At 71.5% G+C, this 26372-nt stretch carries 24 protein-coding genes; 10 read left to right on the plus strand and 14 right to left on the minus strand.

Annotated features, from left to right (window positions below):
• Positions 1–8: 8 nt before the first annotated feature.
• Together fdhF and ACZ7HT_RS34215 are read right to left on the minus strand one after the other, a co-directional pair.
• Positions 9–2702: a formate dehydrogenase subunit alpha gene (gene fdhF / locus ACZ7HT_RS34210; protein WP_471173246.1), complete on the minus strand. Its 2694-nt coding sequence runs from the start codon at positions 2700–2702 to the stop codon at positions 9–11.
• Entirely contained in the window at positions 2699–4393 is a 1695-nt protein-coding gene (locus tag ACZ7HT_RS34215) for an NAD(P)H-dependent oxidoreductase subunit E (protein WP_471173248.1), read from the minus strand. The genes fdhF and ACZ7HT_RS34215 overlap by 4 nt, the downstream gene beginning before the upstream one ends.
• A 383-nt stretch (positions 4394–4776) precedes the next feature.
• Here ACZ7HT_RS34215 and ACZ7HT_RS34220 point away from each other — a divergent pair, with 383 nt between their 5' ends.
• Positions 4777–4923: a hypothetical protein gene (locus ACZ7HT_RS34220; protein WP_471173249.1), complete on the plus strand. Its 147-nt coding sequence runs from the start codon at positions 4777–4779 to the stop codon at positions 4921–4923.
• A 249-nt stretch (positions 4924–5172) separates the two neighbouring features.
• Here the strand turns inward: ACZ7HT_RS34220 and ACZ7HT_RS34225 are convergent, their stop codons facing one another.
• Positions 5173–6699, minus strand: a complete 1527-nt coding sequence (locus tag ACZ7HT_RS34225; protein WP_471173251.1) for a sensor histidine kinase — start codon at positions 6697–6699, stop codon at positions 5173–5175.
• The gene (locus ACZ7HT_RS34230) at positions 6696–7433 is read right to left on the minus strand and encodes a response regulator transcription factor (RefSeq protein WP_471173254.1); all 738 of its coding nucleotides are present in this window, start codon (positions 7431–7433) and stop codon (positions 6696–6698) included. The genes ACZ7HT_RS34225 and ACZ7HT_RS34230 overlap by 4 nt, the downstream gene beginning before the upstream one ends.
• 250 nt (positions 7434–7683) lie before the next feature.
• Between ACZ7HT_RS34230 and ACZ7HT_RS34235 the strand changes: the two genes are divergently transcribed.
• From ACZ7HT_RS34235 to ACZ7HT_RS34250, 4 genes are all read left to right on the plus strand, one after another.
• Positions 7684–9042 carry a ferredoxin reductase family protein gene (locus ACZ7HT_RS34235; RefSeq protein WP_471173256.1) on the plus strand — a complete coding sequence of 453 codons (1359 nt, stop codon included), beginning with the start codon at positions 7684–7686 and terminating at the stop codon, positions 9040–9042.
• Positions 9043–9111: 69 nt separating this feature from the next.
• Entirely contained in the window at positions 9112–9534 is a 423-nt protein-coding gene (locus tag ACZ7HT_RS34240) for an FMN-binding protein (RefSeq protein WP_471173258.1), read from the plus strand.
• A 46-nt stretch (positions 9535–9580) separates the two neighbouring features.
• Entirely contained in the window at positions 9581–10309 is a 729-nt protein-coding gene (locus ACZ7HT_RS34245; protein ID WP_471173260.1) for an FAD:protein FMN transferase, read from the plus strand.
• A 73-nt stretch (positions 10310–10382) separates the two neighbouring features.
• Positions 10383–10574: a hypothetical protein gene (locus tag ACZ7HT_RS34250; RefSeq protein WP_471173261.1), complete on the plus strand. Its 192-nt coding sequence runs from the start codon at positions 10383–10385 to the stop codon at positions 10572–10574.
• 200 nt (positions 10575–10774) lie between these two features.
• Here the strand turns inward: ACZ7HT_RS34250 and ACZ7HT_RS34255 are convergent, their stop codons facing one another.
• The 4 genes from ACZ7HT_RS34255 to ACZ7HT_RS34270 form a co-directional block, all read right to left on the minus strand.
• Positions 10775–11710, minus strand: a complete 936-nt coding sequence (locus tag ACZ7HT_RS34255) for a GNAT family N-acetyltransferase (RefSeq protein ID WP_471173263.1) — start codon at positions 11708–11710, stop codon at positions 10775–10777.
• A gap of 114 nt (positions 11711–11824) precedes the next feature.
• Positions 11825–12172 carry a YciI family protein gene (locus tag ACZ7HT_RS34260; RefSeq protein WP_471173265.1) on the minus strand — a complete coding sequence of 116 codons (348 nt, stop codon included), beginning with the start codon at positions 12170–12172 and terminating at the stop codon, positions 11825–11827.
• Positions 12169–13104, minus strand: a complete 936-nt coding sequence (locus ACZ7HT_RS34265; RefSeq protein ID WP_471173266.1) for a Vgb family protein — start codon at positions 13102–13104, stop codon at positions 12169–12171. The genes ACZ7HT_RS34260 and ACZ7HT_RS34265 overlap by 4 nt, the downstream gene beginning before the upstream one ends.
• Entirely contained in the window at positions 13101–13778 is a 678-nt protein-coding gene (locus tag ACZ7HT_RS34270; protein WP_471173268.1) for a CatB-related O-acetyltransferase, read from the minus strand. Before ACZ7HT_RS34270 ends, ACZ7HT_RS34265 begins: the two co-directional genes overlap by 4 nt.
• Before the next feature lie 289 nt (positions 13779–14067).
• Here ACZ7HT_RS34270 and ACZ7HT_RS34275 point away from each other — a divergent pair, with 289 nt between their 5' ends.
• On the plus strand, positions 14068–14961 hold the full coding sequence (locus tag ACZ7HT_RS34275; RefSeq protein WP_471173270.1) for a LysR family transcriptional regulator: 894 nt from the start codon (positions 14068–14070) through the stop codon (positions 14959–14961).
• Positions 14852–15559 carry a DUF1214 domain-containing protein gene (locus ACZ7HT_RS34280; RefSeq protein ID WP_471173272.1) on the plus strand — a complete coding sequence of 236 codons (708 nt, stop codon included), beginning with the start codon at positions 14852–14854 and terminating at the stop codon, positions 15557–15559. Before ACZ7HT_RS34275 ends, ACZ7HT_RS34280 begins: the two co-directional genes overlap by 110 nt.
• Here the strand turns inward: ACZ7HT_RS34280 and ACZ7HT_RS34285 are convergent.
• Positions 15510–16208, minus strand: coding sequence for a tyrosine-type recombinase/integrase (locus ACZ7HT_RS34285; protein ID WP_471173274.1), 699 nt, complete (start codon positions 16206–16208; stop codon positions 15510–15512). The two genes, ACZ7HT_RS34280 and ACZ7HT_RS34285, sit on opposite strands and share 50 nt — an antisense overlap.
• A 73-nt stretch (positions 16209–16281) precedes the next feature.
• Positions 16282–16650: a hypothetical protein gene (locus ACZ7HT_RS34290; protein ID WP_471173276.1), complete on the minus strand. Its 369-nt coding sequence runs from the start codon at positions 16648–16650 to the stop codon at positions 16282–16284.
• 701 nt (positions 16651–17351) lie between these two features.
• Here ACZ7HT_RS34290 and ACZ7HT_RS34295 point away from each other — a divergent pair.
• Positions 17352–18017, plus strand: a complete 666-nt coding sequence (locus ACZ7HT_RS34295) for a VOC family protein (protein WP_471173278.1) — start codon at positions 17352–17354, stop codon at positions 18015–18017.
• 310 nt (positions 18018–18327) lie between these two features.
• Here ACZ7HT_RS34295 and ACZ7HT_RS34300 read toward each other — a convergent pair whose 3' ends face one another.
• The gene (locus ACZ7HT_RS34300; protein ID WP_471173281.1) at positions 18328–18852 is read right to left on the minus strand and encodes a peptidylprolyl isomerase; all 525 of its coding nucleotides are present in this window, start codon (positions 18850–18852) and stop codon (positions 18328–18330) included.
• Positions 18853–19560: 708 nt separating this feature from the next.
• On the opposite strand from ACZ7HT_RS34300, the gene ACZ7HT_RS34305 reads away from it, so the two are divergent.
• On the plus strand, positions 19561–20115 hold the full coding sequence (locus tag ACZ7HT_RS34305) for a hypothetical protein (protein ID WP_471173282.1): 555 nt from the start codon (positions 19561–19563) through the stop codon (positions 20113–20115).
• A 131-nt stretch (positions 20116–20246) separates the two neighbouring features.
• Here the strand turns inward: ACZ7HT_RS34305 and ACZ7HT_RS34310 are convergent, their stop codons facing one another.
• The gene (locus ACZ7HT_RS34310) at positions 20247–22160 is read right to left on the minus strand and encodes an NAD-binding protein (RefSeq protein ID WP_471173283.1); all 1914 of its coding nucleotides are present in this window, start codon (positions 22158–22160) and stop codon (positions 20247–20249) included.
• Positions 22161–22279: 119 nt separating this feature from the next.
• On the minus strand, positions 22280–23179 hold the full coding sequence (locus ACZ7HT_RS34315; protein WP_471173285.1) for a hypothetical protein: 900 nt from the start codon (positions 23177–23179) through the stop codon (positions 22280–22282).
• A 175-nt stretch (positions 23180–23354) separates the two neighbouring features.
• Between ACZ7HT_RS34315 and ACZ7HT_RS34320 the strand changes: the two genes are divergently transcribed.
• Positions 23355–23723 (plus strand): SAV_915 family protein, encoded by a 369-nt coding sequence (locus ACZ7HT_RS34320; protein WP_471173287.1) that lies wholly within the window; start codon positions 23355–23357, stop codon positions 23721–23723.
• Positions 23724–23796: 73 nt separating this feature from the next.
• Here the strand turns inward: ACZ7HT_RS34320 and ACZ7HT_RS34325 are convergent, their stop codons facing one another.
• Positions 23797–26334: a DUF4118 domain-containing protein gene (locus tag ACZ7HT_RS34325; RefSeq protein WP_471173288.1), complete on the minus strand. Its 2538-nt coding sequence runs from the start codon at positions 26332–26334 to the stop codon at positions 23797–23799.
• Positions 26335–26372 lie beyond the last annotated feature (38 nt).

The raw sequence follows: 26372 nt of genomic DNA on the forward strand, positions 1-26372 counted from the left end.
GGCGCCGGTCAGTCGTCCGACTCGGCGGGCCGCAGCCGCACCGCCGTGACCTTGTACTCCGGGCACGAGGTCACGGTGTCGGCATGGTCCGACGTGAGGGAGTTGACGCCGTCGTCCGGGAAGTGGAACGCACAGAAGACCTGTCCCGGGGCGAGTTCGGACCCCACACGGGCAATGAGCCGTGCCCGTCCGTGACGGCTGTCGACGCGTACGGGGGTGCCGTCCCGCACCCCGTAGCGTGCGGCGTCCTCGGGGTGCAGGTCGAGACGCCCACGGGAGTCGAGCATGAGGTTCGCGCCGCGCCGAGTCATGCTGCCGGAGTTGTAGTGGGCCCAGCGGCGTCCCGTGACGAGCAGCAGTGGGTAGTCGGCGTCCGGTTCCTCGCCCGGCGGTAGATAGGGGGCGGCGGAGAGATGGGCCCGCCCGTCAGGGGTCGCGAACTCCTCGGCGTACAGGGTGGCTTCGCCGGGCCGGTCGGGCGAGGTGCAGGGCCAGGGCACGGCTCCCTCGCGATCGAGGCGCTCGTACGAGAGCCCGGCGAAGACGGGTGCGACCCGCCCGCACTCGGCGAGTGCCTCCGCAGGCGCGGGACAATCGAGATCGGCACCCATCGCGGTGGCGATGGCATGAACGACATCGAAGTCGGTACGGGCGGTGCCGGGCGGGCTGACCGCGGCGCGGACCCGCTGGAACCGGCGGTCGAAGTTGACGAAGGTCCCGTCCTTCTCCAGCCACGAGGCCACCGGCAGGACGACGTCCGCGTGCCGGGCGGTCTCGCTGAGGAACAGCTCGTTGACGACGACCAGCGGGCAGACGTCGAGGGCCTCGGCTACGCGCCGGCTGTCGGGGTCGGTTGCGCACACGTCCTCGCCGATGACCCACAAGGCCCGCAGCCGCCCCTCCCGGGCCGCCGTGAACATCTCCGGGATGCGCAGCCCGGGCGTCGGCGGCACCGGCCGGCCCCACACCGCCTCGGCGCGGGCGCGGGCCTCGGGGTCCGTGACCCGGCCATAGCCCGGAAGCAAGTCCGGCAGGGCCCCCATGTCGGAGGCGCCCTGGACGTTGTTCTGGCCGCGCAGGGGGCTGATGCCGAAGCCCCGTCCGGTGCCGCCCACGGCGCCGCGCAGGATGGGCAGGTTGGCCAGGGTGCGCACGCCGTCGGTGCCATGGAGATGCTCGGTGACACCGAGCCCGTAGACGACGGCGGGGCGCTCGGCCCGGCCGTAGTACCGGGCAGCCGTCCGGATGTCCTCGGCGGGGACGCCGGTGATCCCGGCGGCGCGTTCGGGCGGGTAGTCGGCCAGGAGCATGACGAGTTCGTCGAGCCCGATGGCGCGTTCGCGCAGGAACGCGGAGTCGGTCAGGCCCTCGGCCACGAGGACGTGGGCGAGACCGTGGAAGAGGGCGACGTTGGTGCCGGGACGAGGCCGCAGGTGGAGGTCGGCGTGACGGGCGAGGCCGACCGCTCGCGGGTCGGCGACGACCAGGGTTGCGCCGTCGAGGGCCCGTTGGAGGAGCCGCGCTCCGACGACGGGATGGGCCTCGACGGGGTTCGCTCCGACGACGAGAAGGCAGTCGGCGGTCTCCACGTCGTCGAAGGGGTCCGTCCCGCCGGCCCGCCCGAAGGACGCCGTGAGCCCGGCGGCGGAGGGCGCGTGGCAGAGGCGGGAGCAGTTGTCCACGTTGTTGGTGCCGATCACGGTCCGCAGGAACTTCTGGACCAGGTAGTTCTCCTCGTTGGTGGCGCGGGCCGAGGAGATCACGGCGACCGCGTCGGAACCGCCCTGGTCGACGGCGGCTCGCAGCCCGTCCGCGATGACACGGATCGCCGTCTCCCAGCTCACCGGGGTCAGAGTGCCGTCGCGGCGGAGCAGGGGCTCGGTGAGGCGCTCGGCCGAAGTGAGGTACCCGTACGAGAAACGGCCCTTCACGCACGCGTGCCCCCGGTTCACGGGCCCGTCCCGGGCAGGGAGGACCGCGGCCACGCGGTCGTCGCGGACGACGACGTCGAGAGTGCAGCCGACTCCGCAGTACCCGCACGTGGTGCGGACCCGGTCGGGATCCGGTCGCCGGGAGGTGAGCCCCTGGCCGGGCCCCGGCTGGGTGATCGCGCCGGTGGGGCAGGTGTCCACACAACCGCCACAGGCGACGCAGTCCGAATCCGCCCATGGCCCGCCTGTGCCGGGGGCCACTACCGTGTCGGAGCCGCGCCCGGTGAGGGTCAACGCGAACGTTCCCTGGACGTCGGCGCACATGCGGACGCAGCGCCCGCAGGCGATGCACAGGTCCCGGTCGAGCTGGACGTACGGATGACTGTCGTCACGACCACGCAGGGGGGACGCGGCGGCCGTGACCGGTTCGATCGCCAACCTCTCGCATGTTTCGGCGAGTTCGCTGGGAGCCCCCTCCGCGAGCGCGTGCGGCGGGAGTGCCGAGACGATGAGGGAGACGGCCTCCCGGCGCAGGTTCCGTACCTCTTCACCGGCGGTGTCGACCGTCATGCCCTGCGCGGCCGGCGTGACGCAGGCGGCGACGGTCCGGCCGTCGGCGTGGACGAGGCAGGTCCGGCAGGAGCCGGCCGGACGGAGGCGGTCGTCGTGGCAGAGGGTGGGCAGCTCGGCGCCGGCGGCCCGTGCCGCGTCGAGCAGCGTCGCTCCGGCTGGCAGCTCGACGGTGCGGCCGTCGACCTGAAGGTGCGTCACCGGTCCCACCCCGCCAGGGCCGTACCGTAGGCGCGAGCGAGACTGCGGACGGCCAGGGGGACTCGGCGGCCGAAGGCGCACAGGCTCGCTTCGGTCATCAGGCGGGCCATCGGCTCGTACGTCTCCCCGGGTGGACCGTCGGCACGGGCGAGGGCGAGCCCACGACTGCTGCCGACGCGGCACGGCGAGCAGGCGCCGCAGCTCTCCTCGGCGGCGAATTCCCAGGTGTGACGGAGCAGTTCGACCGGGTCGACGTCCGCGTCGAAGGCGACGATGCCGGCATGCCCGAGGGCGGCGCCGCGGCCCGCGAGCGCATGGGAGGTGAGCGGAACGTCGAGGGCGTCTCCGGCGAGGAAGCCGCCGAGGGGGCCGCCGATCTGGAGGGCGACGAGCTCCCGGCCCTCCTTGAGACCACCACCGATCCGGGTGACGATCTCCCGTACCGGTGTGCCGAGTTCCACCTCGTACGCGCCCGGGCGGGCGAACCGTTCGGACAGGCAGACCAGCTTCGTTCCGGTCTCGTCCGCTGTGCCGCGCCGGGCGTAGGCCGCACCCCCGTGCTGCACGATCCAGGGGACGGCGGCCAGGGTCTCCGCGTTGTTGACCACGGTGGGCGCGTCCCACAGGCCGTGATCGGTCGGATACGGAGGTCGCGGACGCGCGACACCGCGACGGCCCTCCAGGCGGGCGATGAGCGCGGTCTCCTCACCGGCCACGTAGGACCCGGCACCCTCGGCGACCTCGACGAACGGCCTCGGGCCGACCTCGTGGACCGAGGAGGCGAGGTCCCCCGCCGCGATGGCACGGCTCACCGCCTGGCGCAGACGGGCCGCCGCGTTCGGGTACTCCGAGCGAACGAGCACGGTGCCGCGCCGCGCCCGGCAGGCCAGGCACGCGAGGGCGAGACCGACGAGGACCCGCTCGGGGTCCTCCTCCAGGAGCAGTCTGTCAGCGTACGACCCGGGGTCGCCCTCGTCCCCGTTGGCGACGACGAACGCATCCCCCTTTCCCAGCGCGGCGCCCCACTTGGCCGCCACGGGGAATCCTGCGCCCCCACGCCCGCGCAGCCCGGAGGCCGCGACCCGCTCGCGCACGTCCTCGGGCCGAAGCCGGCTCACAGCGTGGCGCCACACGTCCCAGACGGGCTCGCCGGCCGCGATGCCCGCGAGCAGAACCGGCGCGCCTGTGGTGTCGGCGGCGGGGATGCCGGGTGCGTGTGGCTCCGTACGCCCGGCGAGCTGGTCGACGAGGTCGGGCCCCGCGCAGGGGCGCGTGCCGTCGAGGGCGGCGGGGCCCGCGTAGCAGTATCCGAGGCAGTGCACGGCCTGGAGCGAGGTGCGGCCCTCGGCGTCGACACGTCCGGCCGGCACGCCGAGTGCCTCCTCGACCTGCTCCAGGTGCCGTCCGCCGCCTGCGGCGAAGCACGCCGTCGCGGTGCACACGCGGACGTGCCGCTCGCCGTGCGGGGCGGCGAGATCCGCGTAGTACGTGGCGGCGCCAAGACCCGCGGCCGCTGGCAGGCCCGCTGCCGACGCAACCCGGGGCGCCCACGCTTCGGGCTCTTCGGCCGTGCCGGCCCTACCGCGCTCCAGCGCCGACGGCAGGAGCCCGCCGCGCCGGCCGTCCCGTGCGGCGAGCGCGCGGAACGCATCACCGGTCCCGCCCGGCCCTTCGGACATCCGATCGGCCATGCTCCCAGCGTGACGGGACGAGCCCCCACCCGCATCCCCGGCCGCGACCGCTTACGTCTCCCCGGTCCGCAATGCGCTCAAGGCGCCGACGGCACTCCTCCTCGATCTCGCCGCACGCCATCCGCTTGCCCAGGATCGGCTCGGCCGCGGCAGGCTCGGGACGCGCAGGCCGCCTCCTGCAGGGGCTGCGTGACGGCGTTCCACGAACGTCTGCGTTCGGAACACCCACTGGTGTGAATCAAGCGCGAGAGCCATCCGGAATGCATACTCCCCGGGGTATGTTGTCTGATGTACCCGCTGGGCGCAGCCAGCCTCACGGACCCGCTTCAGCGCCTCCGGGAACGGGGCTTCGAGGGTCACGGCCAATTCTGCCGTGCAACGTCGTGGTACGCACCACACTCGAAGGTGTCCTCGTGGAGGCCATGGACCCCGCCCTGTTGGTCCAGGTCACCGGACGGCCGGAACTGGCTCCGGTGGCCAGGGAGGCCGTCGAGCGCCTGACCAGGGCCCTGGCCGCATCGAAGGACTGAGAGCGGGCACGGTTCCGGGCGTCCGTGCCCTTCGCTGTGCGAGCTGGATCGTCGCGCCCGCTTGCCGGGCCACGAACCCCCGTCGCCTTCCGCACTCGGGCGGCAGCGCGGCGTCCCAGGCGTGTCGAGTCCACCGCAGACCACGCATCCGATGCCTGAGCATGGTCCGTACCCGCTCACGGACAGCGCGCACGGGAACCGGCCTTCGTATGACGATGGCCCGGGGCGTACCACTCTGAACCGACGTACCTAGGCTCTCTCTTCGACGTCATGCGTCTCCTCTCGGCGCGGCGGCAGCCAGAGAGTGAAGCGGGTACGGCCGGGTCGGCTGGTGACCGTCGCGTGGCCGCCGTGGGCGTGGATCACGGCGTCCACGATGGCGAGGCCGAGCCCGGTCGAACCGGTCGAGCGGGAGCGCGAGGAGTCGCCCCGGGTGAATCGCCGGAAGACGCCGGGCACCAGCTCGGGGGGAATGCCGGGGCCGTCGTCCGTGACGCTGAGGGTGACGCCGTCGGCGTCTGCGGCGAGGGCGACCGTGACGCGGGTGCCGTCCGGGGTGTGCCCTCCGGCGTTCGCGAGGAGGTTGGCGAGGACCTGGCGCAGGCGGTCGTCGTCACCGGTGACGTGGACGGGCTCCTCCGGGAGGTCCAGCTCCCAGTGGTGCAGGGGGTGCCGGGCGAGCGCGTCCGCCGCGGTGTCGAGCACCACGCGGGTCAGGTCCACCGCATCCCGGCGCAGGCTGCGGCCCGCGTCCAGCCGGGCCAGTAGCAGGAGTTCGTCCACCAGGAGGCTCATGCGGCGGGACTCGGCGTCGATGCGTTCCAGGGCGTGCCGGACGTCGTCGGGCAGGGTGTCACCGTGGCTGCGCAGGGCGAGTTCTGCGCGGGCCCGTACGGTGGCCACGGGAGTACGCAGTTCGTGTCCGGCGTCGGCGGCGAAGGTACGCAGCCGTTCCTCGACGACGTGGCGGCGGTCCAGGGCGTCGCCGACATGGCCGAGCATCCGGTTGAACGCACCGGTCAACCGCCCCACCTCGGACTCCGGCCGGGTACCGGGCAGCGGTGTCGGCATGGCGACCTGCCCCGAAGCGAGCGGGAGCCGGGTCACATGGTCGGCGGTCGCGGCCAGGGATTCGAGAGGGCGCAGGGAAAGCCGGATCCAGGCGGCGGCCGACACGCCGGCCGCGGTGAGGACCACCGCGAACACGACCGTCTCCACGGCCGCGAGCCGCTCCACCGTCTCCTCGACGGGGTGCAGGGGCAGTCCCGACAGCAGGACGTCTCCGTCGTCGCCGGTCCAGGCGGCGACCCGGTACGCGCCGAGGGAGGCGAGACGCAGGGTACGGGGCCGGGCATCCGCCGGAAGGGCTGCGAGCGCCCGCGCGTCGTCGGCCGTGAGCGGCACCTTGATGTCGCTGGTGCCGCGTACCACGGCGGCCTGTTCGACCCGGCCTCCCAGCAGCCGGGCGCCGAATGTCCCGTCGGCCTGGCCTCGGGTGTCGCCCCGGTTGTCGGCGTCGGGCCGGTTCTCGTGCTCAAGGCTGACCGCGAACCGGCCACCGGCCTCCGCGATCTGTTGGTCGAGACGGCTGACCAGGAAACCGCGCAGCGCGAGCACGGTGACCAGGCCGACGGTGACACAGGCGAGGGCGAGGAGAGCGACGAGTCCGGTGGTGAGCCGGGCACGGAGCGAGTGCGGCCACCGGGGCCGGACACGCGGCAGGCGGATCGGCGACGACGGGGCACGCGACGGGCGTGGGGGGCGTTGCGTCGTCATCGCCGCTCGGGGCGGAGCACGTAACCGACTCCGCGCACGGTGTGGATGAGCGGGGAGCGGCCGGCGTCGATCTTCTTGCGGAGATAGCTGATGTACAGCTCGACCACATGGGCGCGCCCGCCGAAGTCGTACCGCCAGACGTGTTCCAGGATCTGCTGCTTGGAGAGCACGCGGCGCGGATTGCGCAGGAGGTAGCGCAGCAGCTCGAACTCGGTGCGGGAGAGGTCGACCGGTGTTCCGCCCCGCGTGACCTCGTGGCCCTCCTCGTCCATGACGAGGTCGGCGATGCTCAGGCGCGGGCCGCCACCCTGCGTGGCGTCGGCGAGTCCGGCGCGGCGCAACAGTCCCCGGAGCCGGGCGAGCACCTCTTCCAGGCTGAACGGTTTGGTGACGTAGTCGTCGGCGCCGGCGGTGATCCCGGCGATCCGGTCCTCGACGGCGTCGCGCGCGGTCAGGAAGAGGACACACAGGTCGGGGCGGGCCGCGCGCAGCCGGGTCAGCACGTGGGGTCCGTCGTGGTCCGGCAGCATCCAGTCGAGGACCACCGCGTCCGGGCCGAAGTCGTCGGCGGACGCGAAGGCCTCGGTGGCCGTGCCCGCGGTGCGCACCTCCCAGCCCTCGGCGCGCAGGGCTGCGGCCAGCACTTCGGTGAGGTCCTGCTCGTCGTCGACGACCAGCACCCGGGGCCTGGTGCCGTCGGAGCGGCGCACCTCGGTGCGCGGCGATGGGTTCATGGTCCTCCCAGGATGCCGGACGGCGCCGGGTCGGTGATCCGCCCGTGGCTCTGAGTTTCCTCTGAACGAGTCCTCGGCGCCCGCCCGTGTTCCACCTGGTCCGGGGTGGATCCGGGGTGGGCTGCCAGGCCCCGCGTGGGGCCGGGTTCAGAAGGTCCTCACAGGATCGCGGACCACAGTGGGCGGGGCCTGAGCGTCACGGACCTGAGGCGAGAGACCGGGTGCCACCAGTCCGAAGGCGAGGAAGCGGATGATCACGGAAGTCGCACGGCCGGGTGGCCGACACCGCGTCGGCCGAACCGCCGGATCGGCGACTGTCATGGTGGGAGCCGTCCAGGTGATGTCTTGGGCCGGGGCGGCGGCCGTGCTCGCCCTGTGGTGGGTGGACACGGCATCGGTGGTGGGACCGGCAGGCTGGTTCACCGGAGCGGGCCGGATCACCGGCCTGCTCGCCGGCTACGCCTGCGCGCTGCTGGTGATCCTCATGGCACGGGTACCGCTCCTTGACCGGACGGTGGGCACCGATCGGCTGGCCCGCTGGCACGCGGCGGCGGGCCGCTACACCATCGGCCTGACGCTGACCCACACGGTGCTGATCGTCGAGGGCTACGCGCTCACCGGCCGGACGGACCCTGTCACCGAGGGCGTCCGGGTGGTTCTGCACTATCCGGACATGCTCAAGGCGACCGGCGCACTGCTGCTCCTGCTGGTGACGGCGGCGGTCTCGGCGCGCGCCGCCCGGCGCCGGCTGAGCCACGAGACCTGGTACTACCTCCACCTGCTCACGTACGCGGCGGTGTTCCTCGCCTTCGGACACCAGATCGCGAACGGCGCGGACTTCGACCGGCCGGCGGTACGGGCCGCTTGGTACGCGCTGTACGTGGGGGCCGCGGCGCTCATCGTCTGGTTCCGGATGCTCACGCCGCTGCGGCTGTCGCGGCGGCACGGACTGCGTGTCGCGGACGTCCGGCGGGAGTCCCCGGGAGTGGTGTCGGTGCTGATCACCGGCGAGCACTTGGAGGAGCTCACCGTCCGCCCCGGGCAGTTCCTCCGCTGGCGGTTCCTGTCCCCCGGGCTGTGGTGGACCGCCTCGCCGTACTCGGTGTCCGCCGTCCCCGACGGGCGGAGCCTGCGGATCACGGTGAAGGCCGTGGGCGGCCACAGCGCCGCGCTCGCCGCGCTGCGCCCCGGCACCCGCGTATGGGCCGAGGGACCGTACGGGGCGCTCACCGCGGACCGGGCCGGGGGACGTCCGACGCTGCTGTTGGCGGCCGGAGTGGGCATCACCCCCTTGCGTACGCTGTTCGAAACGCTGCCGGAGGATCCGGTGCTGATCCACTGGGCCCGGAGGCCCGAGGACCTGGTCCTGAGACACGAGATCGACACCGTCGCGGCGCTGCGCGGCACGCGCGTGTACTACTCGGTGAGCCACCCGGCCGGCTACCGGCTGTCGTTGGACGCCGGGACGCTCCGCGGACTGGTGCCGGACGTCGCTCGGCGGGTCTGTTATCTGTGCGGTCCACCCGAGTGGACCGCGGCGGCGGAGGAGGCGCTGCGCGCGGCGGGTGTTCCCGCCCGACGGATCCACCACGAGTCCTTCGCCTTCTGAGCCCGCCACGTCAGACCGGCCCGCCGATTCCGATGCCTGTTCCGCCGACCGACCCCGAGGGGGCCTCCGATGCGCCGTTCGCTGCTCTCCGTCGCCGTGACCGTGGCCGCGATCTGCTCCCTGCTCGCCTTGAAACCACACCATCCGGCCGCTCCGCCGGTCTCCGCCGCCCCGACCGGACCTGGATCGCCCGGTGCGGGGTCCGGGACGCCGGCCTCCGGCACGTACACCGGGGACACCATCGACACCCGGTACGGGCCGGTGCAGGTTCGCGTCACGATCAGCGGTGGGCGGCTCACCGAGGTCGTGGCGCTCAGGACCCCTTCGGAGAACGGACGCGACCGGGAGATCGCCGGCTATGCGGTGCCGATGCTCACCGGCGAAGCGCTGACCGCGCAGAGCGCGCACATCGACACCGTGTCGGGAGCCACGTACACGAGCGAGGGCTACGTCCAGTCTCTCCAGAGCGCGCTGGACCAGGCCCATGGGTGACCAGGCCGATACCTCTCCGTTTCCGTGGCGGCACGTCGAACCGGTGATGGGCACCGTGTTCTCGTTCGCGCTGCGCCACCGCCCGACGCCGACACTACGGACCGCGCTGGACGAGGCCGTCGCCCTGCTCCACGAGGCCGACCGGGTGTTCTCCCCGTTCCTGCCGGACAGCGCCGTGAGCCGACTACGACGCGGCGAGCTGGGCCGGGCTGACGCCCCGCCCGAGGTTCGCCGGGTGCTGGAGTTGTGCGAGCGGGCGCACAGCCGTACCCGGGGAGCCTTCGACGCCTGGGCGGACGGCCGCCTGGATCCGTGCGGTCTGGTGAAGGGCTGGGCCGCCGAGCGGGCGTGGCGGGTGCTGCGGGAGGCAGGCGCCACCGACGTGTGCGTGAACGCGGGCGGGGACGTGCGGGTGGGCGGCGCGCCCGGACCGGCGGGACTCTGGCGCATCGGCGTCGCGGATCCCCGCCGGCCAGGGCGGCTGCTGGCAGTGGTGGCGGGGCGTGATCACGCGGTCGCCACCTCGGGGACGTCGGAGCGCGGCGCGCACATCACCGACCCGCGCACCCGGACCCCGGCCACCGCTCTGCTGGCGGCGACCGTGACCGGCCCGGAACTGTTGTGGGCCGATGTGTACGCGACGGCGGCGATGGTTCTGGGCGCCGAGGAGGCCCATCGGTGGATCGCCGCCATGCCCGGGTACGCCCTGCTCACCGTCACCACGGACGGCGAGGCGCGGGCGTCCGCCGACTTCCCTTTCGCACCGCCCGAGTAGGAGCGGAGCCGTCTCGGCGGTCGTCACCATCGCCGACCTGCCGACCGAGGCCGCGACCATCCCGCGCGAGCACGTGCTCGCCGAACTCGGATACACCGGAGCGATCGACCAGGACGGCTGGGACGCGGCGACGGCCACCGCCACTCTCACCGCCGAGGTGTTCCCGTTCGTGGCCGCCACGCTCGGCGCGATCGTAGGCGTTGACTCCGTACAGCTCGGAGCAGACGACCACCGCACCCCGCACCTCACCCACCGGACGGTGTAGGTACGCCTCGATGCCGCCCGCTTTGCCGAGCGTCTCCCACTGGCCAGTCATCAGATCCCCCCACGCCCCTATTGCTCAATGCTGCCTGAACCAGAGGCTCGAGATCGCCCAGAGCCTGGTCACGGGGTTCGGCTGACGCTTACGCGAAGGTCGCGCGGGGCGACAGCCATTGGGGGGATTCGCAGACGGAGCAGGTGGGGTCAGTCCCAGACCAGATTGAGGGAGCGTTCGAAATTGGCGTATCCGGCGCGGGAGAAGGCTTGCGCCATGGGGATATTGCCGAGGTCCGTCGATGCCCTGATCCGGTCGACGCCCTCGCCGGCCAGGATGCGGGTGCCCTCGGCGAGGATCTCGTCGATGTAGCCGTTGCCGCGGTGTGCGGGCAGGACACCGAGGTACGCGATGATCGGGTGGTAGCTGTTGCGGGCCGGGACCACGAAGCCCACTGGACCGCCGCCGTCGGCCAGTTCGGCGATGCGCCACCACTTGTGCGGGCTCTTGAAGTTGGCGAACTCGCCGTCGTAGTGCCGTTCGGCCGCCTCGCGCGGGGTCAGTCCGGATGCCAGGTCAGCCTGACCGTGGGCGTCGAGGGTGCCCTCCATGACCGGGGCCATCAGGGCGAGGAGGTCCTCGCGGTCGACCACCGGCCGGAAGACGAGACGTTCCCTGAGTTCCGGGAGCAGGGACGAGGGGGTCCACTGCAGCCGCAGTCGTTCGACCAGGAGCCGTGCGCCCGTGCTCTCCAGCACGCGCGTGCGGGATTCGACCACCTCGCGGGCTGCGGGGTCCTCATGCCAGTTGGGCGGGACGAAGCGGCCGTACTCCGGCAGCTTCGCGCCCGCCGGGAAGACGCTCGCCGTCGCCGTCCTGAACAGCCGCAGGCCGATCTCGTCGCGGTCGGCCCTGGGCAGCGTGTCGTCGATGTCGAAGAAGTCGAACTGCAGCGGCATGTCACCGCCCGGGGTCGTCCACCAAGCGAGCCGGGCGAGGAGACGGTCGCCGTCCAGGGCCACCCAGGTCCACTCGGGGCGGCGGCATCCGTTGGCGAAGTCGTCGGTCAGTTCGTGGTCGAGGACGTAGGAGAGCCGACAGAAGAGGTCGATCTCCTCGGGGCCGGTCAGAGGTCGGTAGCTCACCGATGTCGGTATCAAGTCAACTCCTGTGAAAGGGTCTGGCGTTGGGGATCATATGGTCGTGCTGCTCAGGCGCTCCGGGCGTCCGGGCAGAGGGTGGCAAGGGCCACCCGCTGTTCAGGCCGATTCGAGGACCGGGCGGATTTCGAGCGCCTCCGGGGTGGGAAAGCCGCTGGCCAGCTCGATCGCCTCGGCATGGTCGGCCACCTCCAGCACGAACCAGCCGCCGAGGGTCTCCTCGCCGCTGTGCACGGGCCCCTCGGTCACCGCCACGGATCCCTCCGCCGTCTTGCGCACGGTGACAGGGCCCTGGTACTCGGTGTCGAGGGCGTCGCCGCCCACCAGCTTGCCCGCTGCCGCGAGCTCACCGATCCACGTCTCGTACGCCGTTCGGTAGGCGTCGCGGTCGGCCTGGATCCGGGCGCGTGACGCGTGTGTCTCGAAGATCACGAGGGCGTATTTCATAAGGTGCTCCTCTGTTCGGTGTTCCTGGTGGTGCTGCCGGTTCTGGTGGTGGTCGGTTCGATGCGGGCCAGTGCGCCTGTCTCCAGGGCCGTCCACAGGGCGCCGTCCGGGCCCACCGTGATCCCGTGCGGCTCGGAGGCCGGGGTGGGCAGGTCGTGGACGGTGATCGTGCCGTCGGAGGTGATCGAGCCGACGCGGTTGCCACCCCACTCGGTGAACCACGCGGTGCCGTCGGCGTCGGTGGTGACGGCATGCGGCCTGGCCGAGCGGTCGGGCAACGGGTACTCGGTGATCCGGCCGTCGGGCGCGCGGCGACCGATCTGGCTGGCCGCGATCTCGGTGAACCAGACGCCGCCGTCCGGCCCCGCGGCGATACCCACCGGCGCAGCCGCCTCGGTGGGCAGCTCATGGACCGTGACGCAGCCGTCCATGCCGATGCGGCCGATGGCGTTGGCCTGGTTCAACGTGAACCACATCGCGTCCCCGGCCGCGGCGATCGCCGAGGGGAACGCGCCGGTGCACGGCAGCGGGTACTCCGTGACCGACCCGTCGACGGTGAGACGGCCGATGCGGTCGGCGGCGGTCTCGGTGAACCACAGCGCGCCGTCCGGCCCCGCGGCGATACCGAAGGGACCGCACCGCGCGGTCGGCAGCGCGAACTCCGTCACCTCGCCGGCCGTCGTGATACGGCCGATCCGGTGAGCCCGGTACTCGGTGAACCACAGAGCGCGGTCCGGCCCGTTGCTGATGACCGTCGGGCCGCTGTCCGGGGCGAGCTGATGACTGGTCGGATCCTGTCCGGGGACGAGCCGGCCGATCCGGCCGCTGTGCACCATGGTGAACCACAACGCACCGTCCGGTCCCGTGGTGAGCGCGTACGGGCCGCTGTCGCGACCGGACACCGCGTACTCCTCGACGCCCCGGGTCGTCACTGCTGCTCCAGACCCTCGGCGGCGGCGATGCGCGCGATGTCCCGCGGGGAACCGGACATGATGACGCGGGCGTGCGCCGTCACCAGCTCGACGGGCCAGTCCCACCAGGCGGCGCGCACGAGTCGTTCGATGTCGACGTCTTCGAAGCGCTTCCTGATCGTTCTGGCCGGGTTCCCGCCCACGATGGTGTACGGCGGGACGTCGGCGGTGACCATCGAGCCGGCCGCGATCACCGCGCCGTCGCCGATCCGTACTCCCGGCATCACGGTGGCTCCGTATCCGAACCACACGTCGTTGCCGACCACGGTGTCCCCGCGGCTGGACATGCCGGTGACGATGTCGAGAGTCTGCTCGGCCCACTGACCGCCGAACATGGTGAAGGGAAAGGTGGACACTCCCATCGACGGGTGGTCGGCGCCCGCCATCAAAAACCTGGTGCCCGCGGCGATCGCGCAGTACTTGCCGATGATCAGCCGTTCCGGACCGTAGGCGTAGAGCACACGGCGCTGCACGAAGTCGGTCGCGCCGTCCGGGTCGTCGTAGTAGGTGAAGTCACCTGCCACGACGTTGGTCCCGGCGACCAGTGGCTTGAGGAAGACGACTCGCTCGTGGGCGGGCAGCGGATGGAGGGTGGCCGGGTCAGGTGTCCGGCCGGCGCTCGGGTCAGATGTCACGCGGGAATCTCTCCGTGGGGGTTCGTGCGCGGCGGGCAAAGCCCTGGGCGGCGAGGATCCAGGCCGATGAGGCAACCGCCTCCCGCGCGGTCCATGACTTTCGGGCCGTCAGCTGAAGGGAGCGGGTCGATTCAGCAGTCTCGTACGGTTCATGTCGCCACCTGCGGAAGGCGGCTCCGTGTGCGGTAACCAGCATGCGTAGCGAGAAGCCCGGGAGCAACGGCCGATCTTGTTAGGATCGTTAACCCAGAGGTTCACGAATTCGGGGTCACGAGGGGACCGGGACGGAATGGAACTGCGGGACATAGAGATCTTCCTGACGCTCGCGGAGGAGCTCCACTTCGGCCGCAGCGCCGAACGCCTGCATGTCTCCCCAGCCCGTGTCAGCCAGGCGATCAAGAAGCAGGAACGCCTCATCGGCGCTCCGCTCTTCGAGCGGACCAGCCGCCACGTGCGGATGACCCCCGTCGGAGAGGTGCTGCTCCAGCGGGTGAAGCCGGCATACGAGGGCATCCAGGAAGCCATCGCGGAGGTGACCACGATCGCCCGCCGCTCGGCCGGCACACTGACGCTGGGGGTCATGGGTGCTCAGATGCACGACATGCGCCCGGTTCTGAGCCGCTTCCGGGCCCGGCACCCGTCCGTCGAACTCCGCTTCAGGGAAGTGTTCTTCAGCGATCCGTTCGGAGCCTTGCGGGCGGGTGAGGTCGACGCGGTCACCACCTGGCTGCCGGTTCGCGAGCCGGACCTGACCGTCGGCGTGGTGCTGCGCGAGGAACCGCTCCACTTGATGGTGGCCCGGGACCACCCGCTCGCCCGGCAGGAGTCGGTGAGCATGGAGGTGCTCGGCGACCACGTCGTACCCCGACTGGACGGCCCTCTTCCGGCCTACTGGGAGAGCGCCGTCCTACCGGCCCGCACACCGGCTGGACGCCCTGTCCGCCGCGGCCCGGCCGCCTCCACCTTCTACGAGATCCTTGCCCTCGTCGCGGCAGGCGACGCGGTGTGCGCCGTCCCCGACGAGGGACGGCGCTACCACGCGCAACCCGACATCGCCTTCCTCCCCCTCCACGATGCCCCGCCCGTCCAGTGGGCCCTCATCTGGCGCACCGACCGGGCGACCCCACTGGTGCACGCACTCGCCGAGGCGGCGACGGACTGCGGAGACTCAACGACGCGCTAGGGGGCGTGCCGGGCGGCGCCTGGCTCGGCGCTCCCGCACGTACCGTCTGCGCGTCCCGGCCTCGGTAACGGCCGCGCTGCTGTGGTCCCTGACGGTCTACGACACCGCGACCCGCTCCCAACTGGTGACCGACGAGCGGAAGGCGGCCTTGCGGTCGCTGTACGAGACGCTCGCTCCGCGCGACGCCGGCACCGTCGACCTGTACGTCGGCCCGACACCACCTCCTGGCCACGAGGAACGCTGGATCCGGACCATCCAAGCGTCCGCCGACCTCTCCGCGCCCGTTGCCGGGCAGCGGATGACCGATGAATACCTTCGCACCATGGGACGTTTCGCGTACCTGTGGGGCTGGCCGCTGGTCAACATGCACAACCGGCTCACGATCATGGAACGGGTGCCGGCGCCCGGGCTGCTGAGGGGCGTGGTTCCCGCCGGCCGCCCGGAACACCGGGAATGCCGCACGACTACATCACGCCGGACCGGTGCGAGACCGTCCCTCCCGTTCGCGCGCCGAACCCCGGACATGACCGAACCATCCCCCAGAGAAATCAGGTGGCTTCCCAGAGGCCGGCGTCCAGGATCCGGGCGGCCTTGGTGATGCTGCCCGGCATCAGGTGCCGGTAGGTCCGGTACGTCTCCTCGATGGACTTGTGACCCATCCATTCCGCGACGTCGGTGATCGGGATGCCGTTGCCGAGGGCGTTCGAGGCGAAGTAGTGCCGGAAGCCGTACGTCCCGACGCCTTCTTCCGGAGGGAGGTTCTTGAAGAGCCTCTTCACCCGACGCCGCTCCATGCCTTCGGTGAAGTAGCCGCCCGGGCCACGCAACAGATACCCGTCCTCCGTCGTGCCGTGCTTGGCCTCATAGCGCTCGATCGCCTCCCGCACCGACCGAGGCAGAGGTACCTCCCGGAACTCCCCCACCTTGCGGTGCTTCAACTTCGCCGGCCTCAGCGTGTTGGAGCGGATCTGCTCACCCACCCGGTAGACGTCATCCGCCACGACATTGTTGACGTTCACCGCCCGCGCCTCACCATTGCGCAGACCGCACCCCGCCATCATCACGATCTCCAGCGCGAGATCCTCATCGGCAACGGCCAGCGCCTTCGTCACGTACGCGAGGGACGGGATGACCACAATTCCCGGCGTATATTCCGGCTCCTGCACCCCCTTCACCGGATCGTCGGCCATGGCCCCCTTGCCATAGGCGTCGCGCAGGAACGTCTTGAGGGTGCGGAAGATGTTCATCTGGTTCCGCGGCCGACCCCGTCGCTCTCCACCTCGTCCAGGAACCGCTCGACCACCATCGGGGTGACTGAGTTCAGCTTCCGCGATCCGAGGCGCGGGACGATGCGCACGTTGATCGAGCTGTCGACGTGCTCGCCCGTGGAGTAGTCGGTTCGGTCATCTTGCGCTGACGGGGCCGCCACTGCTTCGTGTACTCCTCGACCGTCTGCTGTCCCAGTTCACGGCGGGCTGCCGCCACCGACGGCGCCGTGGTCTTCTTCTCCGTGTAGAGCTGCGTAAGACGCTCGATCGCCTCGTCCTGCGTACCGAAACCGGACTCCTCGCGCTGCTTGCCCAGCGCGTCGCGGAATCGGATCGAGTACGGGTGAGGGCAGCGGGTGGGCTTGGTGCAGCCGCAGTCCTTGAAGAAGGACCCCATGCCGCGGGCGAGCTGTCGGGCCATGTCACGCACCATCCGTTCCAGCCCAAGAGCCTGCTCAAGCGCCGCGCTGCGGGTCGAGGGTCAGCAAGCGGGGACACGTCTGGGACGCGTGCTGACCGTTTACTGACCTGAGGGGGGCACATGATGCCCCTGACCTGCGGCGACGCCACATAGTCAGATCTTCGACTTGAACATCGTACGTATCATCGAGGTACTCCTGGACTCAGGCTCCCTGCCTGCGTTTTTGCAGGTCAAGGGCTGACCACTTGCCGAATTTCCTGACGAATCGTCAGGCGCTGCGAGAGGGCTTCGATCGCCCTGCTGAGACCCAGCGACGCCTGCCGCGCCTACGTCGAAGCCCACGCGTCGGCGGGCTTCACCTCCCTGACCGATTGCCTACGGTCCGAGGGCGGCGACCGCCGCCATGCACCATCCAACCGATCACGCGACTTACCGATCGACTCGTTGCCCGGGGCACGGGCACACGCCGTCAGGCATAGAGCCCGCCTCGTGGAATTGCCATGCGCATGGTGCTGCATGCCGGCTCGAAAGCGTGTGGCAGCGGCTGACCGAGCGGGGCGTGGGCCTCGACGACGCCGCGGTGCTGCTGCCCGCTTCAACCGGGCCGGGGTGGCCTCCCCAGCCGGGATGACGATGATCGATCCGCTCCACGACTGAATCCACGACGGACGCGGCCGGGGCGGCGGGCGTGGCGTCGGGATGTGGACGGGTTGTCGGGTGATGATGCCGAAGTGCGACTTGATCACGTGTCCTATGCGGTGGCCCGCGACAGCTTCGTCTCGACCGTCCAGCGGATCGGATCGGCCCTCGGCGCCGGGTTCGTCGACGGGGGCGTGCACCCGCGATTCGGCACCCGCAATTTCATTCTCCCGCTGAGCGACGGCACCTACGTCGAGGTCGTCACCACACTCGACCACCCCGCCGCCGACCGCGCACCCTTCGGCCAGGCGGTCGCGCGCCGCGCCGCCGAGGGCGGCGGCTGGCTCGGCTGGGTGGTCTCCGTCGACGACATCGCCCCGGTCGAGGCCCGCCTCGGCCGCACCTCGACCGAGGGCCACCGTGTCCGCCCCGACGGGTTCGACCTGAGGTGGAAGCAGATCGGCCTGCTGGAACTACTGGAGGACCCGCAACTACCCTATTTCCTTCAGTGGTTGGTCCCCAGCGAGGAGCGCCCGAGCGCCGACCCGCGCACCTCCACCACCATCCACGGAGTCTCCATCGCCGGCGACGCCGCCTCCATCGCCGAATTCCTCGGCGAACCGGCCGACCACCCCCTCGACCAGATTGACGTCACCTGGGTCGAAGATGAGGAACCGGGCCTGGTTTCGGTCGAGTTCGCCACCGCCCACGGCCCGGTCACGATCTGACCAGGGCCCGAGGTGCATCGGCGACGGCTGGTGGCTGAATACGCTCGGAGTCACGCGGGTCGGGCCGCCCGTACGTCCAAGACGGAGTCCGGCCCCGGCAGGGAGCCGGGACCGGACAACTGGTGCGATGTCCACGGGCAGCATCGTACGGAGTGCAGAGGTTGGACCTTGGGCGCTTCACGTCGTCCGGGCACAAGGTCCAAAGCCCTCCCCTTCCGCTCCCGGACGATTCACCCGGTCGGCGTAGTCCCCCTGGGGCGGCCGCAGGCGCCAGGCATGCTCATCGAGGACGTGGCCACGTCGCGGTGCGTCAATGCCGGCAGGACGGCCGGACGCGGAGCAGCTCGGTCCGCAGGACGGGTGTGCCGTCGACCGGTGCCGGGTTCTCCGCGGTCGGCTCGATGCCTGCGGCGGCGATTTTGTCGAGTGTCGTCAGGCCGTCGGGGCCGACCGTGCCGAACACCGTGTAGTTCGGTCGCAGTGCGGAGTCGCCGTAGACGACGAAGAACTGTGAGCCGTTCGTGTTCGGACCGGCGTTGGCCATCGCCAGCAGGCCGCGCCCGTAGAGGCGGCGCGTGCCGGTGGGATCGGTGGGTGCGGGCGGCAGGTCCACCGGCAGCTCGTCCTTGTACTTGTACCCGGGGCCGCCCTCGCCGGTACCGGTCGGGTCGCCGCACTGCAGGACCTTCAGCGTCGGATACGCCGTCAGACGGTGGCACACCGTACGGTCGTAGAACCCGTGCCGCGCCAGGTGCAGGAAACTCTGCACCGTGCACGGTGCCTTGGCCCGGTCCACGTGCAGCGGGAGCGAGCCATGGCTGGTCGGAACCGCCATGTCCACCGTGCCACGACCGGGGGTGCGCCGCGGGTCGGGCGGCAGCGGAACGGGGCGCGCCGGCGGCTCGTCCGGGGTCTGCGTGTACTGGCAAGGGCCGTGCGTGGTGCGTGGCGCAGCGCTGTCGGAAGCGGTGGCGACACTCCCCCCGGACACGACTAACGCCACGGCCGCGAATGCGCCGATCAGTGCTCGTTTCATCTTGCACGCCCTCCCGATGATCTCCAGGTCTTGGAGCGGTCGCAGTCTAGGGCGTGGTGCGGTCTGCGGGAGTGGAAGTTCCGGCCGATCAGCGTGACCACAGCCCGTCGGGGAGCGGGACCCGGCGACGCATCGTCGGAGATCATCGATCGCGCACCATGGACGAGGGTGGATGACGTGCCCTGGCAGCGCATCGTCTCGCCCCTGGCGTTGATCGTCCGAGGTGGTGTGCGGCACCTCCAAGTCTGGAATTCCACCGCGAGCAGCGAGCGATCCTGCCCTGAAACGGGTTCCCACTGCGGACGGGCCTCCACACCTTCGACACGATAGTCGCCGGCCCAGAGCAGGGCGGTGTCGTCGGCCATCAGACGGTGCGCCGAGGCGACGTCGAGGCTCGTCGTCCGGGTCGCGCCGTGACGTCAGGAAGGCGTCAAGACCTGGGGACTCGCCGCCAAAGGCACGTCAGGATGCGGGGGCCCTTCCATCGGTCGGGATTAGCTTGGCCGTATGCGACGGCGTTTCACAGCACGCCACCCGTGGCGTTCCCCGGCGACGCCCGACACTGTGGCGCACAACCAGCGGTGGGCCGGTGACCTCCGGTACGCCGGTTGCTGCGCGGCGGCTCTTCTCGCTCTGCTGCTCGTCGTCGACGCGGCGTACGGGACACTCGGCGTCGTGCGCTCCGGCCTCTGGGCGGTTCTGGCCCTGTCGCTGTTCCTGATCCTGCTGCCTCCGCGCGTGACCGCCGGCCCCGGGTGGCTCGCGACACGCGACCTGTTCCGGACCCGGAAGGTCCGGACGGATCGGCTGACGTCCGTCGTGTGGTCCGACGGGGTCGCGCAAAGACTGGTCCTCAAGGACGGCGACGGCGGGCTCGTCCCTCTGGATCCGCGCGTCCTGGTCGACAATCCCCGTCTGTGGCATCTGCTGGACGCCGGCGCCCGCGTCTCACAGGAGCGGGGGACGCTGGAGTACGGGGTCGTCACTCTGCGGCGTCTGTCCAGCATGGTGGACGGAGAGGCGGCCAAGGCCGTCTTCAGGGCCTCCGGCATGGACCTCTGACTGCTCCGGTGTCGCGGTGGCTTCCGTACGGCCGCAAGGTGGCCGAGGCCAATGGTTACCGGGGCGGGCCCGTGACCGTCCGCGCGGCGACGCTTCCGCTCGCCCCCGGCCGTCGCTCCCCTGCCCGACGCTCAGGGCCTCCGCCCCGGAGGGTGCGGCTGCACCCCGGTCATCAGGAAGTCGAGGCCCCGCCGGGTCGTCGCCAGGACCACCCGGTCCCCCGCGCGCAGGACCCGCCCGTGCGGCGGGCGCCAGTCGAGGCCCTGCCGGTCGAGCCGCAGCCCGGCGAGCGTGTCCATCGAGGACGAGGAGAACCGGGCGCCCGCGGCGCCGACGGCCAGGACGCGCCACTCGTGCTCGCGGAACGCCTCGTGGATCGAGCGCCCCTCCAGCTCCGGGTGCCCGGCGACGTCGACCACGGTGAACAGCAGCGAGCCGCGCTCGACCGGCATCACCCCCAGCACGTGCCGGCCCATCATCGCCGCGGCGAAGGACCCGGCGGCCAGCGCGGACACGCTCCGGCTGCGGGTCAGGGCGGCCGGGTACGAGGCACGCATCGTCCGGGAGACGGTGGCCGCGAAGTCGTCGTCGTACAGCCGCATCACCACCCGGATGCCCGGGTTGATCTCGCGGGCGGCCATGACGATGTCCAGGTTCTCGCTGTCCTCCCGGGTGAGGACGAGCAGGGACTTGCTCCGCCCGATGCGGGCCTGGTCGAGGACACCGGGCGCGGTGGCGTCCTCCAGGAGGAGGGGTATCCCGAGCTCGCGGGCGAGTGCGACCCCGCGGGCGCGGGGGTCCCGCTCGACGGCCACGATCCTGTGATCGGTGGTGCCGAGCCGGGCCAGGACCCGTGTGCCGATCTTGCCGAGTCCGACCAGGACGATGTGGTCGCTCAGGTCCTTGGACGGCGGATGGTTCGCGGAAGCGGTGCGGAAGGCCTCCGTGGCGTGCATGGTGGCGGCCACGACCAGCGGGAGGATCGCGAGTCCGACGAAGCCGGCGACGAGCTGCAGGATCCGGCGGGCCGGCTGCTCGTCGGTCGCCGGGTCCCCCATGGTGAAGATGTCGAGCAGCGGCAGGTACACGGCCTTCCACAGCGGGACGTCCACGACGAGGGACGTCACCACGGCGAGCAGCAGCACGATCGCGGCCAGCGCCCCGTACACGGCGGTGACCTCCTTGGACACGAAGACCTTCCACGGCAGGTGGGCCAGATGTCCGAACAGCAGGTCCCGGTAGGCGCGGGAGGCCCTCGGGGTCTCCGGGTCGTGGTGGTGGGTGACCTCTTCGAGCATGAGCCGGCCGTGGGTGAACTGGCGATGGTAGGCCGTGCGGGTGTCCGGCAGCAGCAGCGTGCCGCTCTCGCCGGGCGTCTCCGCGCTGTCCTCGCTCGCCGGGTCGTCCTGGTGAGCCCCGGACAGCACGGCGAGCGTGGCCAGATCGGTCGGCCTGCCAGGGGCCCCGGCGGGGCGTACCACGCCTCGGAAGACCTTGCCCTCGACCTGGAGCGTGTGGCCCTGGCCGACGGCGGCGGCCGAGACCAGCTCCGGAACGGCGGTGTCGGCGTCGGACAGGACGGTGGTGGAGGCGTCCAGGGACGCGTCGTCCGCCTGTCCCCCGACCTCGGCGGCCCGGTCGAGGAGCCGTTCCAGATGGCGCCCGCGCTCGCGGTTGTACATGCGGATGACCAGGCGTATGGCCGGATTGAGGCTGCGGGCGAGGAGCGCGGCGGTCATGTTGACCTGGTCGTCGCCGTACGTCAGCGCGAGGGCGGCGGCCCGTTCGACACCGGCCGCGCGCAGGGTCTGCTCGTCCGGCCTCGCCGCCACCAGCAACTCGACCGGCGATCGGGGGTCGCGGTGCAGGTCGGCGACCTCCGCCCCGTACACATCGCGCCGCGAGGGCAGGACCACCGTCACCGTCTCGCCGCAGACGGCGTCGAGTTCGATGGCGAGACGGTGGGCGAGACCGTCGTCGCCGCAGATCACCATGTGCTGGGAGCGCTGCCCAAGGGGCAGGCGCAGATGGATGGTTGACGTCACGTGAACCACGATTGCCGATAAGGGAGCGTCAGGTTCTCTGTCGTACGGGAGTTCGGCGTCAAGGTTTCGTATGGAGCGGGTTTCGCATCCCTCGCGCAGCGTTGCGGTCGGGTGTCCGGTCAGCGGAACTCGGCGAGGCGGGGGCGCAGACCGAGCACCGTGAGGACGCCGGCGGCCGGCAATGCGCCCACCGCCCAGGGCAGCCGGTCGGTGTCAGTCTCCCGTCCGTCCCGTACGGCGTTGTCGAACGTTGCCTGGTTGATGGCGGTCACGTCGTCCAGCGCCTTCATCCAGGCGCCGAAGTGGGCATTGGATTTGCCGGGGTCCCAGCTGATGCCGAAGGTGATCGCCTCCCGCTCCTTGCCGTCGGCCAAGGACCGGATAGTGCGGTCGTCGCGCTGGTACGCGGCGTAGGCCTCGACCGTCCGCTCGGCCGCTTCCCGCTCGCCCGCGAAGGTGATGTCGTCCAGCTCGCGCCGGAACTCGCCGGTGAAGACCCGGTCCTCGTGATCGGCCCGGTAACGCGCCCAGGTCTCGGTGAGTTTCGCGTCGTACGACGCGTGGTCGTTGGCCTCGACCAGGCCGCGCGCCTCGGGCAGGAGTCGCGCGGCGAGGAGGTCGGTCGCGTCACGGTGGTCGGCGAGCGCGTCCGTCTTGCCGCCGGCACGGCCGTCGTTCTCCAACGCCCGCCCCAGCAGCTCCTGGTACCGGGCGAAGTCCTCGGTGAGCGTCTCCACGGCCCGCTCGTCCTCCGGCTCCCCCTCCGCCGCGACGGCGAGCGTGCGCAGCTTCCCGCTGATGGTGTGCCGTGCCTGCTCGTAGAACTCGACAGCCTTCACGTACGGGAGGCCCATGCGCTCGCTGCCCGCGTTCCCGCTGGACAGCAGGATGTTGGCGGCCTGCGCGTCCATGTCGTCGAGGGCGAGGTTGAGCCCGGCGGCGCTGACCGTCTGCGGGGCGTGGCGGTCCGCCGTGCTGTCCCAGGTACGGGACGCGACGAGCGCGGCGACCAGGAGCACGGTGGGACGGGGAGGAGTCAGCGGCCCGTATGGACTCGGCCGGTCGTCGTCAAGGCCGCGTCAGGGCCTGGCCGGAGGGAGACGGGGTGGGGATAGCTTCGGTGTTCCGCTCCCGGGCCGGCTCCCCGGTTCCCCGGGGCGCGAGCCGCCGTCATTGCATCCCCAGGAGGGCCCCATGTGCTTGTTCCGGTACGACGACGACCCCGAGCCCGAGGAACGGACCACGGCCGCCCTGCTGTACGTCCCCGTCCGGGCGGGGTCGGCGGAGGTGGTCGTGCGTATGTTCCGCACCCCGCTGGGCACGCGCACCGCGGTCGGTTTCACCGACCCGGGCCGGCTGGCCGCGACGCTCGGCCCCGAGCAGCCGTGGATCCGGCTGTCCGAGGCCGTACTGCGGTCGCTGGCCGAGCCCCTGGGTACGACGCTGCTGACCGTCGACCCGACGCTCACCGCTCCCGCCGTCACGGAAGTCTCGGGCGGTCGCCCTGGGGAGCGCTCCACGTCACCCGCCGGACCGCGGGACACCCCCACTCGGGTCGTCTGAACAGCCGGCGACGACAGCCGAGTCGCACGCGCCGAGAGCCGGGATGGCCGGCGGACGGCCCGATCCGGGCTGGTCAGGTCGTCTCCGCGCGCTCCTCCGGGCGGAACGGCGGGGCGTCCGCGTCCATGCGCAGGCTGATGGTCATGGTGAGGCCGCCGCCGGGCGTGTCCTCCGCCGTGACCGTGCCGCCCATGGCCTCGACGAAGCCGCGGGCCACCGCGAGGCCGAGGCCGACGCCCGCGCCCCGCGGGGCGTCGCCGTAGCGTTGGAAGGCGCCGAAGATGCGGTCCTTGGCCTCGTCGGGAACGCCCGGGCCGCGGTCGACGACACGGAGTTCGACGCGGTCGACGAGGGCGCTGGCGGCTACGAGGACCGGTGTGCCGGCGGGGCTGTACTTCACCGCGTTCTCGACGATGTTGGCGACCGCCCGCTCAAGGAGGCCACGGTCGACGACGACCATGGGCAGGGTCTCGGGGATGTCGAGCTCGACGCTGTCGTCGGGCACGCCCACGAGCGCCATCGGGACGACCTCGTCGAGGTCGGTCTGCCGGAGGACGGCGGTCACGGTCCCCGTCTCCAGGCGTGAGACGTCCAGGAGGTTGCCGACGAGGTGGTCGAGCCGGTCGGCGCCCTCCTCGACGTTCGCGAGCAGTTCGGCGCGGTCCTCCTCCGACCAGTCGACGTCGTCGGAGCGCAGTGAGGAGACCGAAGCCTTGATGCCGGCCAGCGGGGTGCGCAGGTCGTGGCTGACGGCGGCGAGCAGCGAGGTGCGGATCTTGTTCCCCTCGGCGATCCTGCGGGCCTCCTCCGCCTCGTCGACGAGACGCTGCCGGTCCAGCACGACCGCCGCCTGGGCGGCGAACGCGCCGAGGACGCGCCGGTCCTCTCCGGGCAGGACGCGGCCGGTCAGGGCGAGCGCCAGGTGGTCGCCGACCGGCATGTCGACGTCGGCGTCCTCGGGACGGCCGACCGGCCGGGTGCCGACGAAGGCGACGCACGTCCACGGCTCGGTGTCGTCATGGCGCTCCAGGAGCGCGACGGACTCCATGGCGAAGGTCTCCCGGAGTCGTTCCAGGAGCGCGTCCAGACTCGTCTCGCCGCGCAGCACGCTGCCCGCGAGGAAGGAGAGCGTCTCCGCTTCCGCCCGCAGCCGGGCGGCCTGGTGGGTGCGGCGGGCGGCCAGGTCGACCACGGAGGCGACGGAGATCGCCACGCCCACGAACACGACCAGGGCGACGATGTTCTCCGGGTCCGCGATGGTGAGTTCGTGGATCGGCGGGGTGAAGTAGTAGTTGAGCAGCACCGATCCGGCGGCCGATGAGGCCAGTGCCGGGCGCAGGCCGCCGAGGAGGGCGGCGGCCACGGTGAGGGTGAGGAAGAGCAGGACGTCGTTGGCGAGCCCGATCTCGGGGGTGACGCCGAGCAGCAGGGTGAGCAGCACGGGTCCGACGAGGCCGACGAGCCAGCCCCAGATGGTGCGGGACCGGCCCAGTTTCGCCCGGCGCTTGACGGGCAGGTTGCGGCCCTTCGCCGCCTCGTCGTGGGTGACGATGTGGACGTCGAGGTCGGGGCCCGACTCTCGGGCGACGGTGGCGCTGACGCCGGGGCTGAAGGCGTACTGCCAGGAGCGGCGGCGACTGACGCCGAGGACGATCTGGGTGGCGTTGACTCCGCGGGAGAAGTCTAGGAGCCCGGCCGGGATGTCGTCGCCGACGATGTGGTGGAAGGTGCCGCCGAGGTCCTCGACGAGGGTCCGCTGGACCGCCAGTTCCTTCGGGGATGCGGCGGTGAGGCCGTCGCTGCGGGAGATGTAGACGGCGAGGACCTCGCCGCCGGCGCCCTTCTCGGCGAGCCGGACGGCGCGGCGGATGAGGGTGCGGCCCTCGGGGCCGCCGGTCAGGCCGACGACGATCCGTTCCCTGGAGCCCCAGATCTTCGAGACGCGGTGCTCGGTCCGGTACTCCTGGAGGTATTCGTCGACCCGGTCGGCGGTCCAGAGCAGCGCCAGCTCGCGCAGGGCGGTCAGGTTCCCGGGGCGGAAGTAGTTGGAGAGGGCCGCGTCGACCTTGTCCGGCTTGTAGACGTTGCCGTGCGCCATGCGGCGGCGCAGGGCCTGCGGCGACATGTCGACCAGCTCTATCTGGTCGGCGCGCCGGACGACCTCGTCCGGGACGGTCTCCCGCTGCCGTACGCCCGTGATCGACTCGACGACGTCGCCGAGGGACTCCAGGTGCTGGATGTTGACCGTGGAGATGACGTCGATGCCGGCGGCGAGCAGCTCCTCGACGTCCTGCCAGCGTTTGGCGTTCCGTGAGCCGGGGATGTTGGTGTGCGCGAGCTCGTCCACCAGCGTGACGGCGGGCTTCCGGGCGAGGACCGCGTCCACGTCCATCTCGGTGAAGACCGTTTCCCGATACGCGATCTCCGCACGCGGCATCATCTCCAGGCCGTGCAGCATCACCTCCGTACGCGGGCGGCTGTGGTGCTCGACGAAGGCCACGACGCAGTCGGTGCCGCGCTCCACCCGGCGGTGTGCCTCCGAGAGCATCGAGTACGTCTTGCCGACGCCAGGTGCCGCGCCGAGGTAGATACGAAGCTTTCCGCGTCCCATGGTGTCGTTTCTCGTCGAAGTCGGTCGGTACTCGTACG

It is taken from the genome of Streptomyces sp. NPDC037410 (genome assembly GCF_055602235.1).

Bases quoted from the DNA above. Each gene is read 5' to 3' on its own strand.
- ACZ7HT_RS34290 (WP_471173276.1), bottom strand. From the start codon at position 16,650: ATGGCCCGACAGCTCGCCCGCGGCATGGGGTCCTTCTTCAAGGACTGC.
- ACZ7HT_RS34320 (WP_471173287.1), top strand. From the start codon at position 23,355: ATGTGCTTGTTCCGGTACGACGACGACCCCGAGCCCGAGGAACGGACC.
- ACZ7HT_RS34285 (WP_471173274.1), bottom strand. From the start codon at position 16,208: ATGAACATCTTCCGCACCCTCAAGACGTTCCTGCGCGACGCCTATGGC.
- ACZ7HT_RS34225 (WP_471173251.1), bottom strand. From the start codon at position 6,699: ATGACGACGCAACGCCCCCCACGCCCGTCGCGTGCCCCGTCGTCGCCG.
- ACZ7HT_RS34325 (WP_471173288.1), bottom strand. From the start codon at position 26,334: ATGGGACGCGGAAAGCTTCGTATCTACCTCGGCGCGGCACCTGGCGTC.
- ACZ7HT_RS34275 (WP_471173270.1), top strand. From the start codon at position 14,068: ATGGAACTGCGGGACATAGAGATCTTCCTGACGCTCGCGGAGGAGCTC.
- ACZ7HT_RS34235 (WP_471173256.1), top strand. From the start codon at position 7,684: ATGATCACGGAAGTCGCACGGCCGGGTGGCCGACACCGCGTCGGCCGA.
- ACZ7HT_RS34245 (WP_471173260.1), top strand. From the start codon at position 9,581: ATGGGCACCGTGTTCTCGTTCGCGCTGCGCCACCGCCCGACGCCGACA.
- ACZ7HT_RS34280 (WP_471173272.1), top strand. From the start codon at position 14,852: ATGCCCCGCCCGTCCAGTGGGCCCTCATCTGGCGCACCGACCGGGCGA.
- ACZ7HT_RS34230 (WP_471173254.1), bottom strand. From the start codon at position 7,433: ATGAACCCATCGCCGCGCACCGAGGTGCGCCGCTCCGACGGCACCAGG.
- ACZ7HT_RS34305 (WP_471173282.1), top strand. From the start codon at position 19,561: ATGCGACGGCGTTTCACAGCACGCCACCCGTGGCGTTCCCCGGCGACG.
- ACZ7HT_RS34300 (WP_471173281.1), bottom strand. From the start codon at position 18,852: ATGGCGGTTCCGACCAGCCATGGCTCGCTCCCGCTGCACGTGGACCGG.
- ACZ7HT_RS34240 (WP_471173258.1), top strand. From the start codon at position 9,112: ATGCGCCGTTCGCTGCTCTCCGTCGCCGTGACCGTGGCCGCGATCTGC.
- ACZ7HT_RS34215 (WP_471173248.1), bottom strand. From the start codon at position 4,393: ATGGCCGATCGGATGTCCGAAGGGCCGGGCGGGACCGGTGATGCGTTC.
- ACZ7HT_RS34260 (WP_471173265.1), bottom strand. From the start codon at position 12,172: ATGAAATACGCCCTCGTGATCTTCGAGACACACGCGTCACGCGCCCGG.